Here is a 26371-nt window from a genome sequence, read left to right as displayed (position 1 = left end):
GCTTGTGACAAGATGAAGTGCCAGCGCGGGCGCGTCAAACCCTGTTCTATATCCGTATTGAGGGAAAATTTGACAAAATTGGTAAATAAATACGGCCCCGATATCAAAAATACGTAGGAGTGGGTATTTGCGCCGCCGAACAAATTCCGTAGGTTGTCGGAACTAGAAACCAAATTTCGGCCACGAGTCGGGATCAAAAACTGAACAATAGGGGAGGAGACCTTATGGATCGCCGTTCATTCCTACGGACATCGGCACTTGGTGGCTCTGCTGCTGCGGCTGCATCACTCGCAACGCCTGCACTTAGCCAAGGCAAACGCGTTTTGACAATGGTTACATCATGGCCACGCGGCTTTGCTGTGCTTGACGATGCTGCGAGCTATTTTGAAAACGCTGTGAACACAATGTCCGACGGACAGCTCACAATCGAGAAAAAAGCGCCGGGCGAACTCGTAGGCGCACTCGAAGTGTTTGACGCTGTTTCTTCTGGTCAGGCTGACTTGTATCACTCTGCTGACTACTACTATCTGGGCCAACACCCAGCTTACGCTTACTTTACAGCTGTTCCATTCGGTGCAACTGCTCAGGAGCTTACAAACTGGTACCTCCATGGTGGTGGTCACGAGCTTCACAACGAGTTGGGTGAGATCTTCAACCTCAAGTCGTTCCTTGCTGGTAACTCCGGTTCGCAATCCGGTGGTTGGTTCCGTCAGGAAATCAACTCCGCCCAAGACCTCAACGGCCTCAAGTTCCGTATGCCGGGCCTTGGCGGTAAAGTTCTCGGTAAGCTTGGTGCATCCGTTCAGAACATCCCAGGCGGCGAGCTTTATCAAGCGCTGTCTTCTGGTGCTCTTGACGGCCTTGAGTGGGTTGGTCCATTCGCAGACGAGCGTGCTGGCTTCCAAGAAGTTGCCAAAGTTTACTACACTGCGGGCTTCCACGAGCCGGGCTCCGGTCTTGCTGCGGGTATGAACCTTGATGTTTACAACTCCCTAAGCCCTGCGCACCAATCGATCATTGCGCATGCTGCTCAGGCAACAACGCACTACAACCTTAGTGAAGCGCTCTCGAACAACGGTGCAGCACTTGCGCGTCTTCGTTCGCAAGGCGTTAAGACTCTTCAGTTCTCTGATGATGTTTGGGATAGCTTTGGTGCGGCTTCTAAAGAAGTCATGGACGAAAACATGGATGATCCGCTCTTCGCAAAAGTACGCGAAAGCTTTGAAGCATCCTTGGCGTCCACATCTGCATGGATCCAGCAGTCTGACGGTTACTACGTGAACCAACGCAACCGCGTTCTTGGTGCATAATAAACTGTAGATACACCATCGGTTGGGCCTTCTGTGACACCACAGAAGGCCCAATACGTACTCTATACGCGCAAGAGCAGTGCGCGAAACTTACAAAAGAACAGGGGGACTTCGATGCTTGATGGCATTGTCTGGTTCTTTAAGAACTTCTTTATGGCGTTCTACAACTTTGGTTATGCGGTAACGCATCCCCAGTTGTGGCTCGACTGGTCCGACAAGACAGCTTTGATGCGGTTCATCTACTATGGTGCATCGGTTGAGTTTTTCTTTGTTGTGCTTGCGGCATTTGTCGTGCTGACGGCGATTGGCCTTTGGAAAAACCAATTCATGTGGGGATGTGTCCGCGTGATTGAGGGAATTTCCAATGGGATCGGTCGCTTCTTTGCTTGGGCAGGCCTGTTGATGGTCCTTCAGCAAGTCATCATTGTCTTTGTTCAACGGATATTCACCCAGTCCCAGATTACCTTCGGGTTCGGCCCAGCGGTTGCCAAAGACATCAGTTGGTGGTCCGAAGAACTGAAGTTCTACAACGCGTTGGTCGTTGCGCTTTGTGCCTCTTATACCTTTGTTCAAGGCGGCCACGTGCGCGTTGATCTGGTCTATTCCGCCGTCAAGTTCCGCACGCAACGTGCGATTGATATGTTCGGCTCTCTCTTCTTTATGATGCCTGTGGCCGTGTTGGTTTGGCTCTATGCGTGGTTCTTTATGTGGCGCCACCTTGTGACGCCCAAGATTTCCGCAACGGACAAGCTTGAACTGCTCGAGAAAAAGGCCCGTATCCTCAAATGGAACGTCGAAACCATCGGTTTCTCACCAAATGGGTTTAACGGCTATTTCTTGTTTAAATTGCTAGTAGTGGCGTTCACTGCACTCGTTTTCCTACAAGCTGTCGGCTTCTTCTATCGCTCCTATCTTGAGCGCAAAGAAGGCGAAGATAGCGAAGGGAAATATCTCGACCGCGATACGCTGGGCGAGGGTGAAGAAGCCTACGAAGGCACGCACTAATCTAAGGGGCACTACTTATGTTATTTGGACTCGATGGCGTCGAGGTCGGCCTAATCATCGTCTTCCTCAGCCTCTTTGCGGGCATTCTTTCGGGCTTTCCGGTGGCATTCGCCATCGGTGGCGCAGGTGTGATCTCATTCGGGATCATTGCGGCACTGGACAGCGCGGGCATCCTTATGCACGCGGCTGTGGATACGAGTTCTGACGCCTATCGCGCGTTGGTGAATACCGGTCTACATCCCGATACAATCTCAAAATTCCGATATCCCGATTTGCCGACGGTCGAGCTTCCGCTCTTCCCGAGCGAGACAAACCCGCTCGTGGGCGGCGGTTGGGAAGTGGCGATGAACCGGAACCTTTCGTTCATTGTAAACCGCATGAATGAGCGTGTCTTTGCTGGGCAATCTATTGAAACGCTTCTGGCAGTTTTGATGTTCGTCCTGATGGGGATCACGCTTGAGCGCTCCAAAATCGCGAATGACCTTCTGACAACAATGGCCCGCGTGTTTGGCCCGCTTCCCGGTGGTCTGGCTGTGTCGGTTGTTGTTGTGGGTGCATTCCTTGCGGCTTCGACTGGTATCGTTGGTGCGACAGTTGTGACGATGGGCCTTCTTAGCCTGCCGACCATGCTGCGCAACGGTTACTCGCCAGAGCTTGCGACTGGTGTTATCGCCGCGTCGGGGACGTTGGGACAGATCATTCCTCCCTCTATCGTTATTGTTCTCTTGGGGACGCTCGCGGGTGATCTTTATTCCGCAGCCCAAGAAGCGCGCGCGATGGAAGTTGGCTGTACTGACGCGTTGACATACCTTGGCGAAGCGGCCGTTGTTTCGGTTGGTACTCTGTTTCAGGCGGCGATCCTTCCGGGTGTATTGCTTGCGGTTCTCTATGGTGCATATGCCTTTGGATATGCACTCTTGAACCCAAGCAAAGCGCCTGCGGTAACACTGGATGGCGGTACGCCATCTCAGGGCACTGCGCGTCATAACCTGACATGGTTCCTCGCGATTCCGGTTATCGCAATTGGCGGAATGGTTCTTTTGAGCCAAGCAAACGTCATCGGCAGCCAGAACATCAACGTAGACAGCTATTCCGACGTAGGAGAGGGCGCGAGCCTTCGCACCAATGTTGGCGAAACCTGTCAGGCTGCGATGATCGAACTGCACGGCCAAGAGAAATGGGACCTTGCTGTAAGTGAGCAAGCAGCCATCGAAGAGGCCGGCGGCGTCGTTCAAAGCCACGCACTTTCCGAAGAGGAAATGGCCGTAGCACTTTCCGATAAAATCGCCGCTGCTGCGCCGATTGGTACAGGTGTTGCGATCTTCTTCCTTCTGATGGGTCTGGCTCTGTCAACTGCGCGCGGTGTGGCACCGAACGCGGATGCGCGTCCACTCTTGATCGGTGGTGCGGGTGTTGCACTGGCGTTGATCGTCGATATCGTTCTGATCCAGCCGACAACTTCGTCTGGTGCGGCGGCGCTCTTGCTGGCAATTCCAACGGTTATCGTTGCTTATGGCATGCGGCACGCGCTTGTTCTGCTTTCGCGGAACGAGTTGTTGCGCGTTGTGTTCCCACCACTGGTTCTGATCATTGCGGTGCTTGGCTCGATCCTTGGCGGGATTACCAACCCGACGCCGGCAGCGGCGCTTGGGGCAGGTGGTGCACTTATGCTTGCGGCTTACCGTCGTCTTCAGGAACAAGGCGGTCCAGGCAAGATCATCCTCATGTCGGCATTTGCCATTGTGGTGATGATCCTCGTCGGCGTGAACTTCGACCTTCGGATCACACGCGACAGCGTTCCGTTTGAGGATTGGGTGGCATACTTTGTGGCGCTCGGTGCGTATCTACTCGGGATGTTCGGCTTGCTGTTCTCTTGCTATGTGCTTCTTAAGGACAAGGTCTTGCCTCCGATCGTGCGCGAAACCGCGAAGGTCACCAGCATGGTCTTCACCATCCTTATCGGGAGTCAGATCCTGAACCTCGTGGTGATTTCCTTCGGTGGTGAGCACTATATCCAGCAGTTCCTGCGTAGCTTTGACGATGAGTTCAAAGTGTTCCTGTTGGTAATGCTGGTGCTCTTTATCCTCGGGTTCGTGCTCGATTTCCTCGAGATCATTTATATCGTTATTCCAATCGTTGGTCCCGTTATCTACGGCGGCACGATGGATCCCAAGTGGGTAACGATCATGATCGCGGTGAACCTGCAAACGAGCTTCCTTACGCCGCCCTTCGGATTCGCGCTGTTCTACCTTCGCGGGGTGGCCCCCAAGGAGGTCACGACGCGGCACATCTATCGCGGTGTGGTTCCGTTCGTGCTTATTCAGGTGGCAGGGCTCTCGTTGCTCTACTTCGTACCGTCGATTGTGACGATCGTGCCGAACCTGATCGGCAACTAATCCAAAGAAAAGGGCGCCCGATTGAGGCGCCCTTTTTGTATGTGCGAACCACTTGTCGCAGCGCGTAACACGCTAGGCAACGGCGCTCTAATCTAGTCTTTGATTTTGAATGGTGGGGATACGACTGTCTGGCTTGGCAGGTTCAACTGCGCCACTTGGTCGGCCAATTGTTCGGTAAATGCGGGGACTTCGTTGGCGTCAAAATCATCGGGATCTTCGACGCGAACCCATTCACCTTTGGTGAAAACTTCAAGGGCCGAGAAGCGGGATTTATACCCCATCTTCGGACTATTCGGCACCCAATACCCTAAATACACATAGGGTAACCCAGCCGAGCGCGCGATCTCGATATGGTCGAGAATAATGTATGTTCCCAAGCTGTTGTGTGCCAAATCCGGATCAAAGAACGAGTAGACCATCGACACGCCGTCATCAAAAACATCGGTCAGGCAGACAGCCGACAGCCCCGTGTCAACGTTCGGCGTATCGTCGGGCGTTGTATATTCGATCACGCGACTGCGGATGGGGGTTTCTTCTATCATGGCGGCGAATTCGAACACATCCATGTCGGCCATGCCGCCCTCGGCGTGGCGTCCGTCCAGATAGGTTTTGAAAAGATTAAACTGTTCTTCGGTCGCCCAAGGAGAACGGGCCTCGCGCTCAAGGTATGAGTTCCTGCGGATTACCCGTTTCTGGCTTTTGCTTGGCTTGAAGTCAGCCACGCGAATACGTGCTGACATACAGGCCGAACACTCAGCACAGGAGGGGCGATAGAGCACGTTCTGGCTGCGTCGAAACCCTTGTTTACTTAGGCCGTCATTCAAGGATTGTGCATGGTCGCCCGTGAGCGAAGTAAAGAGCTTCCGTTCCTGCCGATCCTCAAGATAGGGGCAGGGCTGTGGCGCAGTTACATAGAACTGCGGAGCTATCGGAAGGCTATGACGCATATACACTCGCTAGATAAACTACCCATTAGGATAGCAACGGAAATGCGACGCGCCAAGCCCATGCTGAAGAAAGGGTTAAGATCTTGCCACAGAGTTGATCATCGCGGTGCCCAAGAGCACATCCGACAGGCCTTTTCCGTTGTTACTTGTCATCATCAGACCAATAGAAAGCAGCTGAATTATGAAGGTCGCAAAGGAAATGCTATAGCCGAGCGTGTGCAAGAACGCCATCGAACCATCAAGGCGATTCCCGTCACTATTGCGAAGCTCAATCCCCATCAGGCGCATACCGGGCGTGGAGGAATGGCGGCCAATCGAAATCCAGCGATACATAAAACTCACGATCAGGAATATCGCAGGAGCGATCACAATCGTGAGGAACGCGGTAAAGATCACCACAAGCCCCGTCAGAAGACCGATGAGGATCGTGTCCACAATCCACGCCCCAAAACGTTTTTTGGTGACATCTTCATAGAAACCCGCATGCATTTCCGGATCAGGAAGGCTGCCTGGAGTACGTCTTTGCTGATAGGAACGGTCCGCGTCGGGATCAAAACCATAATCGCGGGGATCGAAATCTCGTGCCATTTTAAGAACCTGTGATTGCAAATAATAGGGCGAACCCACCACATGTGGCGGCGGGTTCGTTACATACTCTATAGATCAATCTGCGAGTCGTCATCTTTGGCTTGCTTAGCCTTTTTGGCGCGGTCATCCATGAATGCGTCAAACTCGGATTTGTCCTTCGCCTCACGTAGACGCTCAAGGAATGCTTCGAAGTTGTTTTGCTCTTCTTCGAGACGCTTTAGCGTGTCCGCCTTGTAAGCGTCAAAGGCCGAGTTACCCGTGCTGCGGAAACGGTGGCCGTGACGTTTGCTGGATCGGTTACAGGAAAAGCCAGATTTTGATGAGAACATTCGTTTACTCCAAATCATATAAGCAAGTAGCGCGAGGCCGACTGGCCAGAAGAAAATAAACCCAAGAACCATTGCTGCGATCCAGGCGCCTTTGCCTTTCTCGTCGAGCCATGTTTCCGCCTGGGAGGGCCATGCTGTGGCAGAACTCATTTCGGTCTCCATGTTGTTGCGTTAATGTTAATCGGTTTCACATCAACAAAGATGGGAGTTCTGGCGTAAAGCGCAAGCCCTAATGTAAATCTTTTTTACATTAACTGATTTTACACAGTAAATTCAAACTGTTGAGCGCTGGATAATTCCAATAAATCCTGTGGTTTTGCACCGAAAACGTGGTGCGGAGTACCCGCCGCGGCCCAAATCGTCTCGAAATTCAGCAGGTCACTATCAAAAAACGCGCGGGGAGTCGTGAGGTGTCCAACAGGAGAAACGCCACCAATGGCAAAACCCGTCTGCGCACGAATAAGTTTGGCGTCTGCCTTTCCAAGCGGAGCCCCGACGAGGGCGCTGGCTTTGTCTGGGCATACCTGATTGCCGCCAGCGGTGATGAAAAGGACGGCGGTGCCATCTTCCTCATTCTTGAAAATGATGGATTTTGCGATTTGATCAACTTCACAACCCACGGCGTCTGCGGCGGCTTGGGCGGTGCGCGTGCCATCGCTGAGTTCGCGGATTTCGATGTTTTGACCTGCGGCTTCTAGCGCGGCGCGGACGCGTTTTAGACTTTTGCTCATGGCCGCAAGATTTCAAATTTCCTGCGCACTCGCAAGGCTTATTGACCCTCGTGAAATTCCCCCTCACGATCAAAGGATGAATTTTTCCAGTCGCATGACCCGCACGCCGATTCCTTTTGATCCTGACCGAGGTATGGACGCCCGCGCCGCGCTCCCCGATGTCAGTGGAGAATTGGCCGAGCTGGTGGCTGGAGCAGGTGGGTGCTCGCCATATCTGCTTGGGTTGATGACGCGAGAGGCAGAGTGGATTTCTCAGGCCTTGGTGAGTAATCCGGACGAGGCCTTGGCGGCGGTGTTTCAAGAATTGCGCGCGATGGCGCCTGATGCTCTTGCCGATGGATTGCGCCAAGGGAAGCGGCGCGTTGCCCTGCTTGCTGGGCTTGCCGATCTGGCGGGAGTATGGCCGCTTGAACAAGTCACGGGCGCGCTCACGACACTTGCAGATATCGCCGTGGATAAGAGCCTGCGGGCCGAGGTTGGGCGCGAAGTTGCCCGTGGGAAACTCCCCGGTTTTGCGCGCGATGCAGAGGACGTAACAGGTGGCCTTGTGGCGCTGGCCATGGGGAAGATGGGCGCGAACGAGCTTAACTATTCGTCGGATATCGACCTTATTTGTCTGTTTGACGAGGGAAAGTACGATCCCGATGACTATTTCGAGGCCCGCACGGCGCTTATTCGTGCGACCCGACGGATGGCGACGCTCTTGTCGGATGTCACCAGCGAAGGCTATGTTTTCCGAACCGACCTACGCTTGCGTCCTGACCCGAGCTCGACACCCGTTTGCATGGCGATGGACCCCGCCGAGCGTTACTACGAAAGCATGGGCCGCACATGGGAACGCGCAGCGCACATCAAAGCGCGTGCCGCTGGCGGTGATATCGAGGCTGGCGAGGCATATCTTGAGCGTTTGAAACCGTTCATCTGGCGCAAGCATCTCGATTTTGCGGCAATTCAGGACGCACATGATATTCGGCTGAAAATTCGTGCCCACAACGGGTTTACTGGCGCGATCACTCTGCCTGAGCACAATATGAAACTGGGGCGCGGCGGTATCCGCGAGATCGAGTTTTTCACCCAGACAAGACAGCTTATTGCGGGTGGGCGTGATCCGGATTTGCGAGGACGCGCGACGGTTCCGATGCTTGCGGAACTGGCTGAAAAAGGCTGGGCACCACTAGAGGTGACCGAGGTTCTGACGGATCACTATAGGGCACACCGAGAGGTCGAGCACCGCTTGCAAATGATCGCGGATGCACAGACCCATAACCTCCCGAAATCGGCGGATGGCTTTCAGCGCTTGGCGTGCTTTATGGGCGAGGGCGATGCAGAGGCTCTTAAGCGGAATATTCACGCCCGCCTTGAGGAGGTCCACGAGTTAACAGAGAGTTTCTTTGCGCCGTCGACCAAGAGCGCAGCGCCAGATGTGTCCAAGGAAGTCGCAACAGTTATGCAGGCGTGGCCGAGCTATCCCGCGCTGCGGTCCCAGCGGGCGGTCGAGATATTCGAACGGCTAAAGCCAGAGATACTTGAGCGTGTCATGGATTCGGCGAGTCCTGAACAGACCATGGTGCAGTTTGACGGCTTCTTGCGTGGATTGCCTGCGGGGGTGCAGCTGTTTTCTCTGTTTGAGGCAAACCCGCAACTTATTGATCTTATTTTGGATATTTCTAGTATCGCGCCCAAGCTGGCAAAATATCTCGCGCGAAATGCCCAGGTGTTTGATGCGGTAATCGGGGGGAGTTTCTTTGATCCGTGGCCCGGTCTTGAGACATTGAGGACCGAACTGCGCGACCTTTTGGATGAGATGCCAGATTATGAAAGCCAGCTTGATCGCGCGCGGCGATGGACCAAAGAATGGCATTTTCACATCGGCGTGCATCATCTTCGCGGGCTGATTTCTGCGGTGGATGCAGGGCAGCAGTACGCCGATCTTGCCGAGGCGGTTCTTGTCGAGATATGGCCAGTTGTCCAAGACGAGTTCGCCGAGAAACACGGCGCGGCACCGGGGCAGGGCGCGATTGTCTTGGGAATGGGGAGCCTCGGGGCGCGGCGGCTTCATGCGGCGTCGGATCTGGACTTGATCGTGATTTATGATGCTGACGGAAATCAGGAAAGTGACGGGCGCCGTCCCCTTGCGGCGCGAGCCTATTACGCGCGTTTGACGCAGGCATATGTCACAGCACTTTCTGCTCCAATGTCCGAGGGGCGGCTCTATGAGGTTGATATGCGATTGCGCCCGTCGGGCAAGGCCGGACCGGTGGCGACAAATTGGGCGGCGTTCCAGTCGTATCAACAGAACGAAGCGTGGGTTTGGGAGCACCTTGCCCTTACGCGTGCGCGGCCTGTCGCGGGCAACATGGATAAGGCGCAGGGATTTGAGGCGCTGCGGGCCGAAGTTCTCGGGGCGAATGGCGATGTCGCGCGGGTGGTGCCCCAAGTGGCCGAGATGCGCGCGCGGATTGCGGCGGCAAAATCGCCCGATGGTGTATTTGATGCCAAAATCGGAGCGGGACGGTTGCAAGATGTCGAGCTTTGCGCCCAAGCACTCGCTCTCATGGCAGGCTTCACGGGCATTCAGGTGGCCGAGCAAATCAATGCGGCGGAAATTTCAGATCCACAAAAAGCGGTTCTTGATGAGGCAAATAATCTGATGTGGCAGCTTCAGGCCGCTTCGCGTTTGTTAAGTGAGGGCACGCTGGATGTGGGGAATATCGGAAGTGACGGGCTGAAGTTTCTGACGCGTGAATTGGGTTGCGAAACTTTGTCGGACGTGGAAAAGCGCCTCATAGAAGTGTCGGCGGCGGCACGTGATGTGATTGACGGGCTTTTCCCGCCTGCGACGGAGAAACAAGAATGAGCGAAGTGGCTTACGACAAGAAATTACACGACCCCAAGCACGTAATCCGCGAGAGCTTTGCCATGCCTGATATCACCGCGGCGGAGTGTCGTTCGATTTTTGTCGATTGGGCGTTGAACGTGCCCGCGGGTGTGGATGCGAAAGTAGCGCTGTCGGCTTTGTTGCAGCACCATTCGGATGCGCCCGCAGATCATCCAATGCTTGAAGTCCTGCGCGAAGGGTTGCTTGAGCCAACCGTCAAAGGGCGCAGAGGGGGCTGGTCGGGCCGTCGTACGTCCCGCAGTTAGGTCCGCCACACCAAAGGGCGACGGACCTGATTTCTTAGCGGCTGAGCGCTGCGGCCTCGCGTGCGAGTGCTTCGATGCCGGCCCAGTCGCCTGCTTCAACGAGCTTCTTGGGCGCAACCCAGCTTCCGCCAACGCAGAGCGTGTTGGAAAGGCCGAGGTAATCTGGCGCATTCGCGAGGGATACGCCTCCAGTGGGGCAGAATTTGACCTGTGGGATCGGGCCGCCGATCGCGCCAAGAGCCTTCGCGCCGCCGTTTGCTTCGGCAGGGAAAAACTTCTGGGTCGTATAGCCGCGCTCTAGCAAACGCATGGCTTCCGAAGATGTCGCGATACCGGGTAAAAGCGGCATGTCTTCGGCTTCGCAGGCGTCCAAGAGCACATCGGTCGCACCCGGAGAAACACCGAACTGCGCGCCTGCTTCTTTGGCTGCGCGAACATCGGCCGGCGTCAAAAGCGTACCTGCACCAACGACGCCGCCTTTTACCTCGGCCATTTCCTTGATTACGTCCAGCGCTGCAGGTGTGCGCAGTGTCACTTCAAGGGCCGGCAAACCGCCAGCAATGAGGGCCTCGGCGAGGGGGCGCGCGTGGGCTGCGTCATCAACGACGAGAACAGGAACAACAGGTGCCAAAAGGCAGATTTCGGTGGCGCGTTTACTTGCGTCTTGTGGGGTCACTTTGGGTCTCCTGAGAGGAAGTTAGGGGCCGTTGCAGCGCTTATAGAGCGTGCCGCATCAAACGACAACTGCGGCGCCTTCCGTAGATGGGCCAACGAATTCGCGGAACGTCGAGAACAGCTCGCGTCCGATACCGTGGCTGTTATCGGTTAGGTCGGGCGTCACAGGTTCGCGTGCGTCAAAACCCTCCTCGAGCACATTCAGAATGCCCGCAACCGCATCAACTTCGACCAAATCGCCATCGCGCAATTTGGACAGCGGTCCGCCAACTGCGGCCTCTGGCGAAACGTGGATAGCGGCGGGGACTTTGCCCGAAGCTCCAGACATCCGCCCGTCGGTCACAAGCGCGACATTCAGGCCGCGATCTTGCAACACAAGCAAGCAAGGCGTCAGGCCGTGAAGCTCTGGCATACCGTTTGCCTTGGGACCTTGGAAGCGCACAACAACAACGGTGTCTTCGGTGAATTCACCCGCCTTGAACGCGTCCTTGACGGCATCTTGGCTGTGAAAAACACGTGCGGGCGCGCGCAGAATTTGGCGGCTGGATTCAACAGCGGAAACCTTCATCATGCCCGTGCCAAGCGAACCAGTCAGGCGCTTTAGCCCGCCAGAGGCGTTGAACGGATTGCCTGCAGGACGCAAGATCTTCTCGTTCTCGCTTTTTTGCGGGCCTGTCGTCCACGTAACCTCATCCCCCTTAAGGGTCGGGTCAAGCGCATAGAGGCTGAGGCCACCACCTGCGACTGTCGTGACATCCTCGTGCAACAAGCCCGCTTCGAGCAGTTCTTTGATCACAAAGGCAAGGCCGCCGGCTGCGTGGAAATGGTTAACATCGGCGAGACCGTTCGGATACACTTTCGTCATCAGAGGAACGATGCTCGAGAGATCCTCAAAGTCTTGTAGTTCAAGGATAATCCCCGCTGCGCGGGCCATCGCAGGAAGGTGCAGCACAAGGTTCGTCGAACCGCCCGTTGCCATCAGGCCAACGATCCCGTTAACGAATGCGCGCTCGTCCAACACTTCGCAAGTCGGCGTATAATTCTGACCGAGATTGGTGATCTCAAGTGCGCGTTTCGTTGCCGCGGCGGTCAAAGCCGCGCGCAGATTTCCCTCTGGTGGCACGAATGACGCACCGGGAAGGTGAAGCCCCATGAATTCCATGAGCATTTGGTTCGAGTTTGCCGTGCCATAGAAAGTACACGTGCCAGCACCGTGATAGGACGCCATTTCCGCAGCCATCAAGGCATCTCGGCCCACTTCGCCTGTGGCGAACTTCTTGCGCACAGCGGATTTCTCATCATTCGGAAGGCCACTTGGCATCGGCCCTGCAGGCACAAACACGCTTGGCAGATAACCGAAAGTTGCGGCGGCCATGACCATGCCGGGCACGATCTTGTCGCAAACTCCGAGGAAAACAGCGGCGTCAAACGTGTTGTGGCTCAGCGCGATGCCTGATGCGAGTGCAATGACGTCGCGCGAAAAAAGCGAGAGCTCCATGCCCACTTGTCCTTGGGTGACTCCGTCACACATCGCGGGCACACCGCCAGCGACCTGAGCTGTGGCACCAATGCTGCGTGCGACCTCTTTGATCTGATCGGGGTATGTCGCGAAGGGCTGATGCGCAGAGAGCATATCGTTATAGGCCGTCACGATCCCGAGGTTGGGCGCGCGGTCCGCTGCGAGTGTATCTTTGTCGCCTCCCATGGCCGCATAGGCGTGCGCTTGGTTCCCACAGGATAGATGCGCGCGGCGCGGTCCTTCGCTGGCGGCTTGCGCCATGCGGGACAAATAGGTTTGGCGATGGGGTTTCGAGCGCTCGATGATGCGGTCAGTAACTGCCTGAAGCGTTGGGTGTACGGACATGATAGCTCCTTTGGGCCAAGGAAATAGGTGTTTCGTGATGCACGTAGCATATCCTGTTAGCGCTAACAACCGTAAGGTTTCAAAATGTGGAAACTTTTGGCGGGGATCGCGAGCTATTCGTTTAGCGCAATACGGCCATTCTGATTCGACTGTGGTCGTTGTCTGCGGGCAGGCCTACATAGCGCGCAAGAAATGATACACGTTCAGGAGGCCAAAATGGCGAACGAATTCTACACACCAGAATATATCGATATGCAAGCCATCGAAAAGAAAGCACGTCAACTTCGTGCAGAAGCATTCCGCGCAGGTCTTAAATCTGCTGGCGATTATATCCGCCGCGTGCTTCACATCGGTGCTGCCAAACCAGTGGCGACACCAGCGGTATAATACACCGTTTTTAGGTTGATGACAAAGGGCTGTGCCAATGGCGCGGCCCTTGTTTTATTTGGGCGGTGGTGTCATTGGAGCTCAATTCCCTTTCCCAACGGCGCAAATCGTCCTATGAGGGGGCATGACGCATCCCTCTTATCCCACAATCCGCCTCAAACCCAACGCCGAAGCCCGCGCAATCCGTCACGGCTTCCCTTGGGTCTATGCCAACGAACTCGTGACTGACCGCCGCACCAAGGCGCTGTCGGCTGGGACATTGGCCCAACTCCAAGACACGAACCGCACGCCCATGGGCGTTGTGACGGTCAATCCCAAGTCCAAGATCATCGCGCGTGTTCTGGACCGAGATCCAGAGGCCGTGATCGACGCGGCATGGTTTGAGGAGAAATTCACGCGCGCTCTTGCGCATCGCGAGCGGCTCTATGAGGCGCCATTCTATCGTCTCATCCATGCCGAGGCCGATGGCCTTCCGGGTGTTGTGATCGACCGCTTCGGTGATGTTGCCGTGGTTCAGCCCAATGCCGCATGGGCCGAAGAGATGTTCGATATGCTCGCCGCAGCACTCGTGAAGGTCACCGGCGTTTCGACCGTCGTTAAAAACGGAACCGGACGGGCACGCAGCCTTGAGGGGCTCGAAGAAGAATTGGTCGTTACGCAGGGAGCGCTCGATGCGCCGATCCCCGTTCCGATGAATGGCGCGACATATATGGCCGACATCCTAGGTGGTCAGAAAACAGGGTTGTTCTTTGATCAGCGTCCAAACCACGCCTTCACGCAAACTCTCTGTCGTGATGCGAAGGTTCTGGATGTATTCTCACACGTCGGCGGGTTCTCTTTGGCGGCGCTTGCTGGTGGGGCAAGTTCTGCGCTTGCGGTCGACGGTTCTGCCGCGGCGCTTGAGTTGGCAGAGCAGGGCGCCAAGGCCAGCGGCACGGCGGATCGGTTCGCGAAACGAAAAGGGGACGCGTTTGATGTCCTCGCCGCACTCGCAGAAGAGGGCGAAACATTTGACGTTGTGATCTGTGATCCGCCCGCATTTGCCCCCTCCAAGAAAGCTCTCGAAGCGGGTTTGCGTGCCTATGAGCGGGTTGCCCGTCTGGCGGCTGCACTTGTGAAACCGGGCGGATATCTGGTGCTTTGCTCTTGTTCACACGCGGCGGATCTTCAGAAATTCCGCAATTCGAGTGCGCGCGGCATTGGGCGCGCTGGACGTCGGATGCAGCTCATCAACACAGGTTTCGCTGGACCGGATCATCCGTTGCTGCCTCATCTCGCCGAGAGCGGATATCTCAAGGCACTCACGTTTCGGCTAGATGTCTAAGATACTGCTCGACGCCTGCGTGCTCTATCCAACGGTCATGCGCGAAGCGTTGATCGGTGCGGCGCGCGCGGGGCTTTTCATTCCGCTTTGGTCGGATCGTATTCTCGAGGAATGGGCGCGCGCGGCAGCGCGCCTTGGCCCCGAAGGAGAGATGATCGCACGCGGTGAAATAGTGGTGCTAAACGCGCATTTTCCGCGCGCCACTGTGCCGTCCGCAGCAGGTGTTGAGGCGCGTCTCTATCTACCAGATGAAAATGACATCCATGTTCTGGCATCTGCGATAACTGGTCACGCCGATGCGATCCTAACGATGAACCGCAAGGATTTCCCCGGGCATATTCTGGCGGAGGAGGGGTTGGATCGTCTGGATCCCGACAACTTCTTGCGCGGGTTCTGCGACACGCATCCGCAGAAAATGCACGAAATCGCCATGGCAATTACTCAAGAGGCCAAAAGGCTCTCAGGGCTTGAACTTGATATGCGAAAATTGTTCAAGAAAGCGCGCCTGCCGCGCTTTGGCAAAGCGGTTGAAGAGCTTGAATAGAGAATGGCGGGGCAAATGCGCCCCGCCAATCGTGATTGTGTGTTACTTACGTGCTTATTCAGCAGCGATGATCAGATCAGCATATGAATTGGTGCTTGGGTCAAGACCTACAAGCGCTGCAAGTTGTGCTTTGCCTGCGCTTACGGATGATGGCGATAGATCAGAGATTTCACCTGCTGCACGTGCCTTGATGAATTTGACTTTCTCGTCGTCGTTTGCACGCTGAGCGAGGATCAATTCATTCAGTGTTCCCGCTGTATAGCCTTCTGGGGATACACCAGCGAGTGCTGCGAGCTGCTGAACACCTGCGTTTGCAGTGTAATCAGTTGCAGCGCGAGAGACGCGATTTTCACCTGACAGATAATAGTCGAGGCGTTGTGCATCGTTGGCTCTACGAGCTTCGGTGATTTGGATCAATTCTGCGGTTGTATAGATGCCCGGCTCAACGCCAGCGCTTTTGGCAAGTTGGTCGCCGCCTGCAGAAGCAGCGCCAGCGAATGGAATTGCGAGGGACAACGCAAGAACGGAAAGTGTGGATTTAGCAAACATGATAGTCTCCAAAATTGTGCGACCGGATCCTGTATCAGCAATCCGTGCCGCGTTTCGATGAGTGATACCTATGCTCGTTATCCAGCGGCCTAAAGGGGTCTGGCGTTCACAGAAAAATGAGGCTTCTCCTTGAAACGAAAGTTATTTTTTCGTGAGGTACTTGAATTTGAATGCGGTCTTTCCGTTTGCCAGATTTTCGCGTGTTTTGGTGCGATATCGAAGCCTTGCTGTGCAATTTTGCATGCTGAGCGCGGAAATCTCTGATCATGCGGCTGTGCAGAGGTTCTCTGCATTTTTGCACAGACGGAACCACTTGTCGGCAGAAAATTGGGCGAGTCCGTTTTTATGTGAATTATGTCAGTTGCTTAACGGATGTATTTGGATGTGCGCTCCGCGACAAAGTAGAGCCCTCCAAAATCGACCCGTCACCAAATGTTACAGTGAAAATGACGCTAATTGAGGATTTTCATCGCTTTAGTGAGTCCCTCAAGCGTCATCGGGACCATTTTTTCCTCGAAAATCTCGCGGATCATTTCGATCGACTGTGTGTATTGCCACGCCTGTTCGCCAATCGGATTTATCCACACATGATTGGGCCATTGTGCGCGTGCGCGCTCAAGCCAGACCTGCCCGGATTCCTCGTTCCAATGCTCGTTCGCACCGCCGCGATAGGCGACTTCGTAAGGTGACATCGAAGCATCCCCCACGAAAATACAGCGATAATCGTTACCGTAACTCCGAAGCACTTCCCAAGTCGGGACCTGTTCATTCCAGCGGCGTGAATTATCGCGCCAAACACCTTCGTAGAGGCAATTGTGAAAATAGTAGTGCTCGAGATGTTTGAACTCGCTTCGCGCAGCCGAGAAAAGCTCTTCAACCACTTTGATATGGGCATCCATGCTGCCGCCGACGTCCAGAAACAATAAGACCTTAACCGCGTTATGGCGTTCTGGCCGCGTTTTTACATCCAGATAGCCATTGTGCGCCGTCGAGCGGATTGTGCCATCGAGGTCCAGCTCTTCATTCGCTCCTGCGCGCGCCCAATTGCGGAGCCGTTTTAGCGCGACCTTAATGTTGCGCGTGCCAATTTCGACCGAGTCATCAAGGTTTCGGAACTCTCGTTTATCCCAGACCTTCACTGCGCGTTGGTGACGGCTTTCGGCCTGACCTATCCGCACGCCCTCTGGGTTATAGCCGTATGCGCCAAAGGGCGACGTGCCAGCGGTGCCGACCCATTTGTTCCCGCCCTGATGACGACCTTCTTGCTCGCTCAGACGCTTCTTCAGCGTCTCCATTAGCTTATCAAAGCCGCCCATGCTCTCAATCTCGGCGCGCTCTTCGGGGCTTAGGTGCTTTTCGGCGAGCTTCTCAAGCCAGTCGGCTGGGATGTCGACGGCCTCTAGAATCTGTGCGTCGGTGATTTCCGCGATGCCCGAGAAACTCTGCGAGAAGGCTCGGTCAAAACGGTCTATGTGGCGTTCATCCTTCACCATCGCGGTGCGGGCGAAGTAATAGAACGTGTCGATATCATATGTCGCGATCCCCGCCTGAAGACCGCGCAGGAATACCAAAAACTCCCGCAGTGTTACCGGAACTTGGTTTTCACGAAGGTTATTGAAGAAACGCAGGAACATTTAGCCCGCAGCGCGCGCCGCGATTAGGGCAATTATCAAGCCTAGAAGAGCAAAAATGATTGCGAAAACAGTCATATAGTGCAGATAATCAAGACGCGTTCCGTTGCGCTTGCGCGCCATCATTGCTCCAACAAGCGCCCCTGCAAAAAGTGCCAATAGTGTATTCATAGGTATCTTTCTCTGACGCGAGGCGCCACACGTTAGCTGTTACTCGCCGCAAGGCCGACGATTTCGGCTTGGCGACGTTGGATCGAGGTTATATCGCCAAAGCCATACCGTGCCCAACCGATACTGTCGAGCCAAACGGATTTCGCTTCTGTGGTTCTGCCAGCGAGTCGCAGGGCCTCTGATTTTATCATCAAGAGCGTCGCAAAGAGCGCGCCGTTTTCCTGAGCATAGGCGTCGTCGATATGACGGTCCGCAATCGAAATCGCCGCATTCGCGTTGCCGTCAATAAGGGCAAAGCCGGCAAGCTGCATTCCAATATGTGCAAGCTGCGCCTGAGTGTTTCCATATTGGACGTAATACTGTCGCGACAGAATGAACTGTTGCAACGCTAAGTCTGGGTTGGAGGAGAGCAACATTCGCGAATAGGCATAATGCGAAAACCCGCGCCGTGGATCGGTCCATCCTGCACTCGTGGCGATTTTAACTGCTTTTGCCGCGGATTGTGTGCGCTTTTGTTTAGAGACCTTGGGCGAAAGCGACGTTTCAATCGCGCGCTTCCATTCGACGGGGGTAGGTGGAACAGGGGCAGAATACACCGACCCACCAGCTGGATTATAGCGTGGTAGGACCGCCCGAAGTGCCGATTGCGCCATGCTCGCCGTCATGCCCGAGCGGAACTCTGGCGAGTAATATGTCTTGAGGATCAACATATCAAAGCCCGTCAGGATCGTGTGGAAATTGTCGTCGTTAAACACACTGTCAGGCAGGCGATAGAGATCATTCAATGGTCCGAGCGCCTGCGCCAATTCCTCATGCAGGCAGTCGCGGAATTCTTGTGTGCTTACGTCGTTCGGGATAAAAATCGCCGCTTGCTGACGGGTTGTGAGCGTTGTCCAATCGGTCTTCTTGCTGCGCCGATTGCTCTTGTAATCAGACCAACTCACGATGCGCGGAACCACAAAACACGCTGCGTTCGGTAGATACTTCTGAAGCGTGCGGCGCGGGATAGTTTCGATGTTCAGCGAAGCGGGTTGCCGCGCGGACACCATTTGAATGTCGATATTCGCTTCACGTTTTAACCGCCCTAAGAGCCGCGAAAGCTCGTTGTCCGCTCCGGGTGGGCGTTTGCCGGAAATGCGGAGGGTGATCGGCCCCTCAAAGCGCGAAAGAGTCTGGACGGTGCGTCCACTTTCCAGCCGGAAACTTAGGTCCAGAAAGTCCTGCGCGATGGCGCTGTTTGAGCGTCTGGGTGGTTGTACGCGCGTGCCGGAAAAACTCTTCATGGCAGGATATGCGCCTCCTTCTAACTGCATTCGCCCATCAAGTCGCGCCGGAACGTCAGTGGATGTCGTCGGGGCGCAAGCGGCCAGAAGCAGAAAAAAGGAGAGTTTTTTAAACATTTAGGGCCCTTGGTACTTAATGAACGGGGTCAATGCCCCGATCCTATCATAGAGTTGGCGTGCCTGTGCGTTATCTTCTGCGGTTAGCCAGTAAACATTCGTTGATCCCGCATCGGCCGCACGCTCATAAACGGTCTCGATCAATGCGCGGCCGATCCCTTGCCCGCGTACATTCGGGTCGGCCCACAGGTCCTGAAGATAGCAAACATCCTCGATTTTCCATGCGTGCCGATGAAAGAGATAATGCGTTAACCCAACAGGCTTGCCATCCAATTCCGCGATCAATCCGTTAAAGTCCCTTGGATCATTTCCCAAGAGCCGCGCGAAGGTTGAGGCATACACCTCTGGAGGCAGCGTTGTTTTGTAGAACTCAAGATAGCCCGTCCAAAGCCGCTCCCATTCGGGACGATCCTCTGGTGTAAGATCACGAACAATGAGGCTCATCGTTGCCCCCGCGCCATGAATGCCAGCCGTTCAAAGAGCGCCACATCCTGTTCGTTCTTCAGCAATGCGCCGTGGAGTTTCGGGAGGGCGGTACGCGTATCCGCGCGCAGGTCTTCTGGCGTCAGGTCCTCAGCCAGAAGCAGCTTGAGCCAGTCGAGCACTTCGGAGGTCGATGGTTTTTTCTTGAGCCCCTGCGTGTCACGAATTTCGTAGAATTGCGTCAGAGCCGTTGCGAGAAGGTGATCTTTGATATCAGGGAAATGCGTTTTGACGATTTCCTGAAGCGTTTCTGGCTCAGGGAACTTGATATAGTGGAAAAAGCAGCGCCGCAGGAACGCATCGGGCAGTTCCTTTTCGTTATTCGAGGTAATGATAACGATAGGGCGGTGCTTTGCGGTAACGGTTTCGCCTGTTTCATAGACGTTGAAGCTCATTTTATCGAGCTCCTGAAGCAGGTCATTCGGAAACTCGATGTCCGCCTTGTCGATCTCGTCAATTAGAAGGATAACGCGTTCGCCTGCTTCAAACGCCTGCCAGAGCTTGCCTTTTTTGATATAGTTGCGCACGTCGTGCACGCGTTCATCGCCAAGCTGGCTGTCGCGTAGGCGGCTTACGGCGTCATATTCGTAAAGGCCTTGTTGCGCTTTGGTGGTCGATTTGATGTGCCATTCCAAAAGCGGCAGGTCCAGCGCCTTGGATATTTGCACGGCCAGTTCGGTTTTCCCCGTGCCGGGTTCCCCCTTGACCAAAAGCGGACGTTCCAGCGTGATCGCAGCATTCACGGCGACCGTCAGGTCTTGGGTCGCCACATAGGCGTCGGTTCCAGTAAATTTCATTGAATATATCTTGGCCTATCGTTGTTCATTGTTGCAAGCGTATCGCGTTGGCCAAAATGCTTCAATGGGCACTCTTTTATGCGCGTGACAATCCGCTCGTGATGGCATAAACCACGCAAAGTATGGGTACCTAATGACCGACTCGCACCGAGATTGTCAGAGGGTCTGCATAAGGGAGCAGGCATGAAAGCCACTAATATTCTGGCAGAAGAGTATCGTCCAAGTGAGGACGAAGAATTCATGAATGAGCGTCAACGTGAGTATTTCCGCCGCAAATTGCTTGATTGGAAAAACGAACTAATCGCTGGAAGTAAAGACACCATCGAAGGACTACAGGACGGAACACGGAATATTCCTGACGTTGCTGATCGCGCCTCTGAAGAGACAGATCGTGCGTTGGAACTTCGGACACGTGATCGTCAGCGCAAGTTGGTCTCCAAAATTGATGCGGCGTTGCGCCGAATTGATGAGGGTGAATACGGCTATTGCGACGTGACCGGTGATCCTATTTCGCTCAAGCGTCTGGATGCGCGCCCGATTGCGACACTTTCGCTCGAAGCCCAAGAGCGCCACGAGCGCCGCGAGAAAGTCCACCGCGACGATTAATCGCCTCGTAAAATCAGATTTCAAGCCGCCGCGACATTCAAATCGCGGCGGTTTTGCGTTATGGCAGGTGTATTATGCTTATTGGACAGAACATAAGTATCGTCGGCGCAGGGATCGGCGGGTTAACGGCGGCGATTGCACTTGCCCATCGCGGCGCGCAAGTAACCGTGTTCGAACAGGCCCCCGAAATCAAAGAAGTCGGCGCTGGCCTGCAAATTTCGCCCAACGGCTTTACCGTGCTGCGCGCACTTGGTCTTGGTGATGCATTGGCAGAGATCGCAAGACGAGGGAGCCGCGTTTCTTTGCTTGAGGGGCACGCCGGACGCGAAGTTTTCGCGCTGGATCTGACGGTAAATGGTGCCGACTTTCCGTATTATTTCGTCCATCGAGCGGATTTGATTAACCTTCTGGCGGATGCAGCCAAGGCCGCTGGAGTTACTATTCGTCTCGGCAAGTCCGTTGAGTCAGTTGATATTTCGCCAACGCCCAAGTTGAAGTTGAAGTTGAAGGGCGGAGAGGTACAATACTCGGATATTGTCATAGGTGCCGACGGGCTTCATTCGATTGTGCGGCAGGCGTTGAATGGCACTGCGCGACCGAAATTCACGGGGCAGGTGGCGTGGCGCGCCGTCGTTCCTACGCCTGAACACGCGGGCCGTGACACGACGGTGCGGGTCTATATGGGGCCAAAGCGGCACATGGTGTGTTATCCGCTTCGGGATGGTTCGATAACAAATATCGTTGCCGTTCAGGAACGAAGCGAATGGGCCGCCGAGGGATGGAACCATCCTGACAACCCCGAGAATGTGCGCGCCGTTTTTAAGGAATTTTGCCCCAGTGCGCAGCAACTCTTGGAGCGGGTTGAGGATGTAAACCTCTGGGGTTTGTTCCGCCATCCGGTTGCCGCGAATTGGCACGATCGGCATGTCGCGATCCTTGGGGATGCGGCGCACCCGACCTTGCCGTTTATGGCGCAAGGTGCGGTAATGGCGCTTGAGGATGCATGGGTTTTGGCCGAGGCATTGGCAACGGAAGATAACATCAGTATCGCGCTGCAACACTATCAAAACGCTCGTTTTTCCAGAGTTTCGCGTGTGATCGAAGCGGCGTCAAAAAACGCGCGAAATTATCATCTGGAGCGCGGTCCGTTTCGGACGCTTGCGCATGGCGTGCTAAAAGTGGGATCGCATCTCGCGCCGCGATTGGCCGCGCGCCAGTTTGACTGGATTTACACCCACGATGTGACCAAGCAGCGCTAGGCCGCCAGTTCGACCCAGACGGGAACGTGATCGGATGGCTTTTCGCGACCGCGGACTTCGCTTTCGATTTGGCAGTCGAGCAAAAGGTCCGCGCATTGCGGCGTCAGCAAGAAGTGATCGATGCGGATTCCGTCATTTTTATTCCATGCACCCGCCTGATAATCCCAGAAGCTGTAATGCTCTGGCCCTTGCACGCGCGCGCGGAAGGCCTCGGTAAAGCCAAGATTCAAAATCCTGCGCCATGCGGCAAGGCTCTCGGGCCGGAAGGCGGCGTCACCTTCCCACGCATGGGGGCGGGCGGCGTCTTCTGGTTGGGGGATGATGTTGTAATCGCCTGTCATGAGGGCGGGCACTTCTTCAGCGAGCAAATCCTGCGCGCGTTTATAAAGCCGTTCCATCCATTCCAGTTTGTACGCGAATTTGCCGCCGATTACTGGCGTACCATCGGGGGTAAGCTCAACCGGATTGCCATTGGGCAGGTACAGTCCGCACACGCGAATTGGCGTATCGCCCAGCACAGTGGCCTCGATCCAGCGGGCCTGTTCGTCCTCGTCATTACCGGGCAGGCCGCGCACAACATCCTCAAGCGGGAATTTACTTAGGATCGCGACACCGTTGAATGATTTCTGGCCGTGTACTTCGACATTATAGCCGAGGTCCTCAAACACTTCTGATGGAAAGCCCTCATCTACTGTTTTGATTTCCTGCAACAAAACCACATCGGGTTCGGTCTCCTTGAGCCATTCCGGCAGGGCGTGGATACGGGCTTTGATACCGTTGATATTGTATGTCACGATTTTCATAAATGGCCCTGACGTCCGGAAATTACATAGAGAAGCTTGTGCCGCATCCGCAGCTAGAAGAGGCGTTCGGGTTGTCGATCGTGAACCGAGCGCCGATCAACTCTTCCGAGAAATCAATAACGGCATCCGCAAGGAAGGGCAGCGAAACACTGTCCACAACGACTTTCTCGCCGTTGCCCTCAAGAACCAGATCCTCGGCTAGGGGCTCGTCCAGTTTGATTTCGTATTGAAAACCACTGCATCCGCCGCCTTCTACGGCCACACGCAGCGCTTTTCCGTCGCCAGCAGCACCGATTTCGGCGAGGCGTTCAAAGGCACGGGGAGTGACTCTTGGTGGTAAAATCATTAGCGCGTTTCCATTCTGTTACCTTCCTCATATAAGGGGTTCAAAGCACAGCGACAACAGGCAGAACATATGCTCGCAAAATTTGCTACGGATCCGGCACGCAGTAAGGGACGACTGTTCGCTGAGGAAGAAAGCGCTCACCGCTCTCCGTTTCAACGGGATCGGGATCGTATCATCCACGCCAGCGCCTTTCGGCGACTGAAACATAAAACCCAAGTGTTTATTGAGCATGAGGGCGATTATTTCCGCACGCGCCTTACACATTCGATTGAGGTGGCACAGGTGGCGCGGACCCTTGCGGGGACGCTTGGTCTTAATCAGGAACTGACCGAGGCCGTCGCCTTGGCGCATGATTTGGGCCATACACCGTTCGGTCATACGGGGGAGGACGCGCTTGCCGATCTGATGAAACCCTATGGCGGCTTTGATCATAACGCTCAGGCCTTGCGGATTGTCACCGATTTGGAACGCCACTACGCTGATTTTGACGGGCTCAACCTTACGTGGGAGACACTTGAGGGGATCGCCAAACACAACGGCCCCGTTGTCGGTACATTGCCTTATGCGCTTGCTGATTATAACGCGCGTCATGACCTTGAGCTGGGAACCTATGCCAGCGCCGAGGCCCAATGCGCCGCGCTTGCGGATGATATTGCCTATAATTCGCATGACCTTCACGATGGTTTGCGCGCTGAGCTGTTTTCAACGGATGAATTGGCCGAGCTTCCGCTGTTGGATGGGTGTTTTGCCCGTGTTGATGCGAGGTATCCCGATCTGAATTACTATCGCCGCCGTCACGAAGCGCTGCGGCGCTTCTTTGGTGTATTGGTTGAGGACGTCCTCGCCCAAAGTCGGGCGAATTTGGCCGCGTTAGACCCGCAATCCGTCGAAGATATCCGCGCCGCGGGGCGGCCGATGATACAGTTCTCAGATGCGATCTGGACGGACCTGAAGGTTATTCGCAAGTTCCTTTTTACGCGCATGTATCGCGCGCCGATGGTCGTGCGGATGCGCCAGAAGGTGACGCAAATGGTGGATGAACTCTTCCCGCTTTTCATGGAGCAGCCAGACCTCTTGCCCAAGCAATGGCGCAAGGATGTCGACGAAGTTGAGAGCGAAACAGAACTGGCGCGGATTGTGGCGGATTATATCTCGGGCATGACCGACCGTTTTGCGATACAGGAGCACAAACGTCTTATTGGCGGCGTGCAGCCCGACAATATCGTAACCGGTCAGATCGAGTTTAAGGATTAGCCGCGCTGCGGATGGTTGAATGTTTCGTCAATCATGCTAAACCGCGCTCAAAGTCATAGGAACCAAACGATGAACCTTTTTGCCGAAATCCGCGGCCTCGTTATCGAGAGCCTCGATGCACTGACCTCTGAGGGCGTTTTGCCCGCCGATCTTGATTTCAAGAACGTTGCAGTAGAGCCTCCGCGCGACGCGGCACATGGCGATATGGCAACCAACGCAGCGATGGTTTTGGCCAAGCACGCCAAAATGAAACCGCGCGATATCGCAGAGGCGCTTGCCGCAAAACTTCAGGCGGACGAGCGTGTTGATCTGGCCGAGGTTGCTGGCCCCGGGTTCCTGAATTTGCGTCTTGCGCCGAGCATTTGGCAGGGGATCGTGAAAACGGCGCTGTCGGATGAAACCTTTGGCCGCTCGAACATGGGCGAAGGCATCAAGGTAAACGTGGAGTTTGTGTCGGCAAACCCGACAGGTCCGCTTCACGTTGGTCACACACGCGGTGCGGTATTTGGCGACGCGCTTTCAAGCTTGCTGGACTACGCAGGCTATGACGTGACACGCGAGTATTACATCAATGATGGCGGCGCACAGGTCGACGTCCTCGCGCGGTCTGTCTATCTGCGCTACCTTGAGGCATTGGGCCAAGAAGTTGCGTTTGAGGACGGCACATATCCGGGCGATTACCTCATTCCCGTTGGGGATGCGTTGGCCAAGGCCTATGGCGATAAGCTCACAGAGATGGACGAGGCCGAGTGGCTTCCGATGCTGCGCGACTATGCTACTGATGCCATGATGCACCTGATCCGCGAAGACCTCGCGAGCCTCGGTGTTGAGATGGATGTTTTCTCGAGCGAGAAGGCCCTTTATGGCACAGGACAGATCGAAGGCGCGATCGAAGCACTGCGCAGGCAGGGGCTGATCTATACTGGTACGCTTGAGCCACCCAAGGGCAAACTTCCTGAAGATTGGGAGGCGCGCGAGCAAACCCTCTTTAAGTCAACAGAACATGGCGATGATGTCGATCGTCCGGTGATGAAATCCGACGGGTCATGGACATACTTCGCGCCAGATATCGCGTATCACTATACCAAGATCGAGCGCGGCTTTGACCAGCTTATCGACGTGTTTGGTGCCGACCACGGTGGCTATGTCAAACGGATGAAGGCTGCAGTTTCTGCGCTTTCGGCGGGCGAAGTGCCACTGGATGTGAAGCTTACGCAACTTGTCAAACTGTTCAAAAACGGCGAGCCGTTCAAAATGTCCAAGCGGGCAGGGACGTTCATCATGCTGCGCGATGTTGTTGAGCAAGTCGGCCCTGATGTGACCCGCTTTGTGATGCTTACGCGCAAGAACGACGCGCCACTGGATTTTGATTTCGACAAGGTTCAGGAGCAAAGCAAAGACAACCCTGTGTTCTATGTGCAATACGCGCACGCACGGGTGAATTCGGTCCTTCGCAAAGCAACGGCGGCCAATATTCCTTGCGCTGACAAGGACTTGATCGCCGCTGACTTGAGCAGCTTGACCCATAAATCAGAGATCAGCCTTGCCCAAAAAATCGCGGAATGGCCGCGTTTGGTCGAGATCGCGGCACGCACAAACGAGCCGCACCGCATTGCGTTCTATCTCTATGATTTGGCGTCCGAGCTTCATGCGCTCTGGAATTTGGGGAACGACGATGTTGCCCTGCGCTTTATCCAAGAAGATGATGTTGCGACATCACAGGCGAAAATCGCGCTCATCCGCGCCGTAGCCGTTGTTATTTCGTCAGGTCTTGGTATTCTCGGCGTAACGCCGGTTGAGGAAATGCGCTGATAACAAGAGTAGCCTT

Annotated in this window: 26 protein-coding genes; 12 read left to right on the top strand and 14 right to left on the bottom strand. The window is 55.0% G+C overall.

The features are described from left to right. Nucleotides 1-224 precede the first annotated feature (224 nt). The 3 genes from ACFE33_RS09365 (at nt 225) to ACFE33_RS09355 (ending at nt 4711) form a co-directional block, all read left to right on the top strand. Nucleotides 225-1310: a TRAP transporter substrate-binding protein gene (locus ACFE33_RS09365; RefSeq protein ID WP_380052629.1), complete on the top strand. Its 1086-nt coding sequence runs from the start codon at nt 225-227 to the stop codon at nt 1308-1310. 114 nt (nt 1311-1424) lie between these two features. Continuing rightward, nucleotides 1425-2315 (top strand): TRAP transporter small permease subunit, encoded by an 891-nt coding sequence (locus ACFE33_RS09360; RefSeq protein ID WP_380052627.1) that lies wholly within the window; start codon nt 1425-1427, stop codon nt 2313-2315. A 17-nt stretch (nt 2316-2332) separates the two neighbouring features. Further along, complete coding sequence (locus ACFE33_RS09355) at nt 2333-4711, top strand: TRAP transporter large permease subunit (RefSeq protein WP_380052625.1); 2379 nt, start codon at nt 2333-2335, stop codon at nt 4709-4711. 92 nt (nt 4712-4803) lie between these two features. On the opposite strand, the gene ACFE33_RS09350 is transcribed toward ACFE33_RS09355, so the two are convergent. From ACFE33_RS09350 to ACFE33_RS09335, 4 genes are all read right to left on the bottom strand, one after another. After that, complete coding sequence (locus tag ACFE33_RS09350) at nt 4804-5658, bottom strand: arginyltransferase (RefSeq protein WP_380052623.1); 855 nt, start codon at nt 5656-5658, stop codon at nt 4804-4806. A gap of 75 nt (nt 5659-5733) precedes the next feature. After that, nucleotides 5734-6246 carry an RDD family protein gene (locus ACFE33_RS09345; protein ID WP_380052621.1) on the bottom strand — a complete coding sequence of 171 codons (513 nt, stop codon included), beginning with the start codon at nt 6244-6246 and terminating at the stop codon, nt 5734-5736. 68 nt (nt 6247-6314) lie between these two features. Further along, the gene (locus ACFE33_RS09340) at nt 6315-6725 is read right to left on the bottom strand and encodes a DUF2852 domain-containing protein (RefSeq protein ID WP_380052619.1); all 411 of its coding nucleotides are present in this window, start codon (nt 6723-6725) and stop codon (nt 6315-6317) included. 110 nt (nt 6726-6835) lie between these two features. Then, nucleotides 6836-7306: a YbaK/EbsC family protein gene (locus tag ACFE33_RS09335; RefSeq protein ID WP_380052617.1), complete on the bottom strand. Its 471-nt coding sequence runs from the start codon at nt 7304-7306 to the stop codon at nt 6836-6838. A gap of 76 nt (nt 7307-7382) precedes the next feature. On the opposite strand from ACFE33_RS09335, the gene ACFE33_RS09330 reads away from it, so the two are divergent. Both ACFE33_RS09330 and ACFE33_RS09325 read left to right on the top strand, forming a co-directional pair. Further along, nucleotides 7383-10163, top strand: a complete 2781-nt coding sequence (locus ACFE33_RS09330) for a glutamine-synthetase adenylyltransferase (protein WP_380052615.1) — start codon at nt 7383-7385, stop codon at nt 10161-10163. Further along, nucleotides 10160-10450, top strand: a complete 291-nt coding sequence (locus ACFE33_RS09325) for a hypothetical protein (RefSeq protein WP_380052613.1) — start codon at nt 10160-10162, stop codon at nt 10448-10450. Before ACFE33_RS09330 ends, ACFE33_RS09325 begins: the two co-directional genes overlap by 4 nt. 34 nt (nt 10451-10484) lie before the next feature. On the opposite strand, the gene eda is transcribed toward ACFE33_RS09325, so the two are convergent. Together eda and edd are read right to left on the bottom strand one after the other, a co-directional pair. After that, complete coding sequence (gene eda, locus ACFE33_RS09320) at nt 10485-11126, bottom strand: bifunctional 4-hydroxy-2-oxoglutarate aldolase/2-dehydro-3-deoxy-phosphogluconate aldolase (protein WP_380052611.1); 642 nt, start codon at nt 11124-11126, stop codon at nt 10485-10487. Nucleotides 11127-11183: 57 nt separating this feature from the next. Then, entirely contained in the window at nt 11184-12989 is a 1806-nt protein-coding gene (gene edd, locus ACFE33_RS09315; protein ID WP_380052609.1) for a phosphogluconate dehydratase, read from the bottom strand. A 216-nt stretch (nt 12990-13205) separates the two neighbouring features. Between edd and ACFE33_RS09310 the strand changes: the two genes are divergently transcribed. The 3 genes from ACFE33_RS09310 to ACFE33_RS09300 all read left to right on the top strand — a co-directional run bounded on the left by ACFE33_RS09310 (nt 13206) and on the right by ACFE33_RS09300 (nt 15244). Continuing rightward, nucleotides 13206-13376 (top strand): RSP_7527 family protein, encoded by a 171-nt coding sequence (locus ACFE33_RS09310; RefSeq protein WP_380052607.1) that lies wholly within the window; start codon nt 13206-13208, stop codon nt 13374-13376. Nucleotides 13377-13500: 124 nt separating this feature from the next. Next, nucleotides 13501-14700, top strand: coding sequence for an RSP_2647 family RNA methyltransferase (locus ACFE33_RS09305; protein ID WP_380052605.1), 1200 nt, complete (start codon nt 13501-13503; stop codon nt 14698-14700). Next, nucleotides 14693-15244 carry an RSP_2648 family PIN domain-containing protein gene (locus ACFE33_RS09300; RefSeq protein ID WP_380052603.1) on the top strand — a complete coding sequence of 184 codons (552 nt, stop codon included), beginning with the start codon at nt 14693-14695 and terminating at the stop codon, nt 15242-15244. Before ACFE33_RS09305 ends, ACFE33_RS09300 begins: the two co-directional genes overlap by 8 nt. Before the next feature lie 54 nt (nt 15245-15298). Here the strand turns inward: ACFE33_RS09300 and ACFE33_RS09295 are convergent, their stop codons facing one another. The 6 genes from ACFE33_RS09295 to ACFE33_RS09270 all read right to left on the bottom strand — a co-directional run bounded on the left by ACFE33_RS09295 (nt 15299) and on the right by ACFE33_RS09270 (nt 20275). Next, on the bottom strand, nt 15299-15793 hold the full coding sequence (locus ACFE33_RS09295) for a hypothetical protein (RefSeq protein WP_380052601.1): 495 nt from the start codon (nt 15791-15793) through the stop codon (nt 15299-15301). 452 nt (nt 15794-16245) lie between these two features. After that, nucleotides 16246-17427, bottom strand: coding sequence for a VWA domain-containing protein (locus tag ACFE33_RS09290; protein WP_380052599.1), 1182 nt, complete (start codon nt 17425-17427; stop codon nt 16246-16248). Beyond that, complete coding sequence (locus tag ACFE33_RS09285) at nt 17428-17595, bottom strand: apolipoprotein acyltransferase (protein ID WP_380052597.1); 168 nt, start codon at nt 17593-17595, stop codon at nt 17428-17430. A gap of 32 nt (nt 17596-17627) precedes the next feature. Beyond that, on the bottom strand, nt 17628-18995 hold the full coding sequence (locus tag ACFE33_RS09280; protein WP_380052595.1) for a DUF2927 domain-containing protein: 1368 nt from the start codon (nt 18993-18995) through the stop codon (nt 17628-17630). Continuing rightward, nucleotides 18996-19439, bottom strand: a complete 444-nt coding sequence (locus ACFE33_RS09275) for a GNAT family N-acetyltransferase (RefSeq protein ID WP_380052593.1) — start codon at nt 19437-19439, stop codon at nt 18996-18998. Further along, a complete protein-coding gene (locus ACFE33_RS09270) occupies nt 19436-20275 on the bottom strand; it encodes an AAA family ATPase (RefSeq protein WP_380052591.1) in 840 nt (279 codons plus the stop codon). Before ACFE33_RS09270 ends, ACFE33_RS09275 begins: the two co-directional genes overlap by 4 nt. A 183-nt stretch (nt 20276-20458) precedes the next feature. Between ACFE33_RS09270 and dksA the strand changes: the two genes are divergently transcribed. Together dksA and ACFE33_RS09260 are read left to right on the top strand one after the other, a co-directional pair. Next, nucleotides 20459-20881: an RNA polymerase-binding protein DksA gene (dksA, locus tag ACFE33_RS09265; RefSeq protein WP_380052589.1), complete on the top strand. Its 423-nt coding sequence runs from the start codon at nt 20459-20461 to the stop codon at nt 20879-20881. Between the two features lie 74 nt (nt 20882-20955). Then, a complete protein-coding gene (locus ACFE33_RS09260; RefSeq protein ID WP_380052587.1) occupies nt 20956-22140 on the top strand; it encodes an FAD-dependent monooxygenase in 1185 nt (394 codons plus the stop codon). On the opposite strand, the gene xth is transcribed toward ACFE33_RS09260, so the two are convergent. Both xth and ACFE33_RS09250 read right to left on the bottom strand, forming a co-directional pair. Next, nucleotides 22137-22943: an exodeoxyribonuclease III gene (gene xth, locus ACFE33_RS09255; RefSeq protein ID WP_380052585.1), complete on the bottom strand. Its 807-nt coding sequence runs from the start codon at nt 22941-22943 to the stop codon at nt 22137-22139. The genes ACFE33_RS09260 and xth overlap by 4 nt on opposite strands. Nucleotides 22944-22965: 22 nt before the next feature. Beyond that, nucleotides 22966-23289 (bottom strand): HesB/IscA family protein, encoded by a 324-nt coding sequence (locus tag ACFE33_RS09250; RefSeq protein ID WP_380052583.1) that lies wholly within the window; start codon nt 23287-23289, stop codon nt 22966-22968. 15 nt (nt 23290-23304) lie between these two features. Between ACFE33_RS09250 and ACFE33_RS09245 the strand changes: the two genes are divergently transcribed. Further along, nucleotides 23305-24543 carry a deoxyguanosinetriphosphate triphosphohydrolase gene (locus ACFE33_RS09245; RefSeq protein WP_380058697.1) on the top strand — a complete coding sequence of 413 codons (1239 nt, stop codon included), beginning with the start codon at nt 23305-23307 and terminating at the stop codon, nt 24541-24543. Between the two features lie 69 nt (nt 24544-24612). Beyond that, on the top strand, nt 24613-26355 hold the full coding sequence (gene argS, locus ACFE33_RS09240) for an arginine--tRNA ligase (RefSeq protein WP_380052581.1): 1743 nt from the start codon (nt 24613-24615) through the stop codon (nt 26353-26355). Nucleotides 26356-26371 lie beyond the last annotated feature (16 nt).

This window comes from Falsihalocynthiibacter sp. SS001 (assembly GCF_042445055.1).
Lineage (GTDB): Bacteria > Pseudomonadota > Alphaproteobacteria > Rhodobacterales > Rhodobacteraceae > Falsihalocynthiibacter.
Note: the sequence above shows the minus strand (reverse complement) of the source record. Positions and strands in the feature narration are given on the sequence as shown.